The organism is Glycocaulis sp. (assembly GCF_052168375.1).
In the GTDB taxonomy this organism is placed as follows: Bacteria; Pseudomonadota; Alphaproteobacteria; order Caulobacterales; family Maricaulaceae; genus Glycocaulis.
This window is the reverse complement of record NZ_JBQLZR010000255.1, coordinates 1-1,662: the sequence shown is the minus strand read 5'-3', so window position 1 is coordinate 1,662 and position 1,662 is coordinate 1. Positions and strand designations below refer to the sequence as shown.

At 63.1% G+C, this 1,662-nt stretch carries 2 protein-coding genes and 1 pseudogene; all 3 read left to right on the top strand.

What is annotated here, in order from left to right; all coding sequences use genetic code 11:
• Window positions 1–876, top strand: a pseudogene (locus ACTS2Z_RS10460) (glutamate synthase large subunit); the annotation flags it as partial.
• A 31-nt stretch (window positions 877–907) separates the two neighbouring features.
• Entirely contained in the window at window positions 908–1,195 is a 288-nt protein-coding gene (locus ACTS2Z_RS10455; RefSeq protein WP_442573154.1) for a type II toxin-antitoxin system RelE/ParE family toxin, read from the top strand.
• A 17-nt stretch (window positions 1,196–1,212) separates the two neighbouring features.
• Entirely contained in the window at window positions 1,213–1,515 is a 303-nt protein-coding gene (locus ACTS2Z_RS10450) for a HigA family addiction module antitoxin (RefSeq protein ID WP_442573153.1), read from the top strand.
• Window positions 1,516–1,662 lie beyond the last annotated feature (147 nt).

The window sequence follows — 1,662 nt, the reverse complement described above, 5'->3', positions numbered from 1 at the left end:
AACCCGCTTCTCGTGCGGGTTGACCCCCATGCCCGCCCGCCGCGCTCGACGCGCGTGCAGCGTAATGCGGTGGCGACCAGCCTCGACGAGCAGATCCTGAAAGATGCAAGCGCTGTCTTCTCGCGCGCCGAGAAGATGCAGCTCGTCTATGACGTGCGAAACACCGACCGCGCCGTCGGTACGCGGGTGTCATCTGCCATCGTGCGCAAGTTCGGCCCGGATGGACTGACTGATGGCCAGCTGACCCTTCATCTCAATGGCTCTGCTGGTCAGTCACTGGGCGCTTTCGCCGCCAAGGGGCTGCGCATCGAACTGGAAGGCGATGCCAATGATTATGTCGGCAAGGGCCTCTCCGGCGCGGTGATCGCCATCCGTCCGTTTGGCGGCTGCAAGGCCGAGGCGCCGGGCGATGCCATTATCGGCAATACCGTCCTTTACGGCGCAACGTCCGGTGCGCTTTTCGCCGCCGGCGGGGCCGGTCAGCGCTTTGCCGTGCGCAATTCCGGCGCGACGGTTGTCGTGGAGGGCTGCGGCGCCAATGGCTGCGAATACATGACCGGCGGCGTGGCGGTAATCCTTGGCAAGGTCGGTGACAACTTTGCCGCCGGCATGACAGGCGGGGAAGCCTTCGTGCTCGATGAAGACAACCGGCTGGAGCCTCGCCTCAACGCAGAAACCGTCTTCGTCAGTGACCTGACCAGCGAAGCGGAGGCGCGTTGCCGCGCGCTGATCGAGGCGCATGTCGAGGCCACCGGTTCGCGCCATGGCGCGGCCATCCTCGCGGGCTGGGAGCGCCGCAAGAGCGCTATCCGCCATGTCCGGCCCTTCGAGGCCGGCTATGCCGAAAGCGGCGGGGTGGCGAAGGTGAAGGCTTGACCTATTACGTAATGCGTAATACCAGTGTTCGATAATCGTTTCGTGGCGTGATCGCGAGGCCCGCTTGTTTGCGGAAACTGGCGCTGTGCCGCGAAAGGCAGGCTGGGGCTCAGTATCACGGATAGCAGCGCGAAAGCTGGCTCTGCTGAACGCAGCGACCCTACTGGACGACCTGAAGGCACCACCCGGCAACCGGCTGGAGGCGTTAAAGGGTGATCGCGCAGGCCAGCACTCAATCCGCGTCAACGATCAATGGCGGATTTGTTTCGTCTGGACCGAAACTGGACCCGCTGACGTTGAGATCACGGACTATCATTGATGTGGCGGAGGCATGAAATGGACGGCGCACATAAACCCCTGCTCGGCCTTGATATTCACCCTGGTGAAATCTTGAAGGAGGACTTCATGGTGCCGCTCGGCCTGTCGGCGGTGGCGCTGGCCGCGCGGCTTCACACGACACCAGCCAATGTGTCCCGGATCGTGAACGGCAAGCAGGCGGTATCCGCAGAAATGGCGCTGCGGTTCTCGCGGGCCTTTGGCACAACGCCCGGCTTCTGGCTTAACCTGCAATCCCAATATGATATCGCTGCTCTCGGCGACCGGCTGACCGAGATCGAACGCGAGGTCGAGCCTCTTTAGCAGGAATCCCTAGCTCGGCTTGCGCGCCTTCGAGCGGTCTTGCGATTCCTTCATCCGGTCGACCGCTGTGCGTGCCGGCGCAGCCGCCGTCACCTTCGGCTTTTCCTTCTTGGGCTTCTTGGCTTCCTTGTTGCTCCGCATCTGGCC

What these genes read in the sequence shown, in the direction of transcription:
- ACTS2Z_RS10450 (WP_442573153.1), top strand. Translation starts at nt 1,213, where the DNA reads ATGGACGGCGCACATAAACCCCTGCTCGGCCTTGATATTCACCCTGGT.